Source organism: Streptomyces sp. Y20 (genome assembly GCF_043195475.1).
GTDB lineage: Bacteria > Actinomycetota > Actinomycetes > Streptomycetales > Streptomycetaceae > Streptomyces.
Genome location: NZ_JBIDDP010000038.1, coordinates 1 through 480, shown reverse-complemented (window position 1 = coordinate 480; position 480 = coordinate 1). Strand labels below are relative to the sequence as shown.

Here is a 480-nt window from a genome sequence, read left to right as displayed (position 1 = left end):
CGAAATCGCCGCCGCCGTCACCGCAGGCGGACTCACCCTCCAAGACGGCGCACGCATCATCGCCCTACGCTCCAAAGCCCTCCGCGCCCTCTCCGGCAACGGCGCCATGGCCTCCCTCGCACTAACCGAAACACAGACCCGCGACATCATCACCCCCTGGGCCGATCACATCTCCATCGCAGCCATCAACGGCCCCACCTCCACCGTCGTCACCGGCCAACCCCACGCACTCGACGAACTCCTCACCCACTGCGAAACCGCAGACATCTGGGCCCGCAAGATCCCCGTCGACTACGCCTCCCACTCCCCCCACGTCGAAACGATCCGCGACACCCTCGCCCACGACCTGAACGACATCACCCCCCGCACCGGCCACACCACCTTCCACTCCACCGTCACCACCACCCCCCTCGACACCCGACACCTCGACGCCACCTACTGGTACCGCAACCTACGCAACCCCGTACAACTCGCCCCCAC

General features: G+C 66.9%; 1 protein-coding gene. It reads left to right on the top strand.

Annotation, left to right across the window (positions count from 1 at the left end; all coding sequences use genetic code 11):
• Positions 1-480: acyltransferase domain-containing protein (locus tag ACGFT1_RS35735; protein WP_373913153.1), on the top strand; the 480-nt coding region annotated here is incomplete at both ends.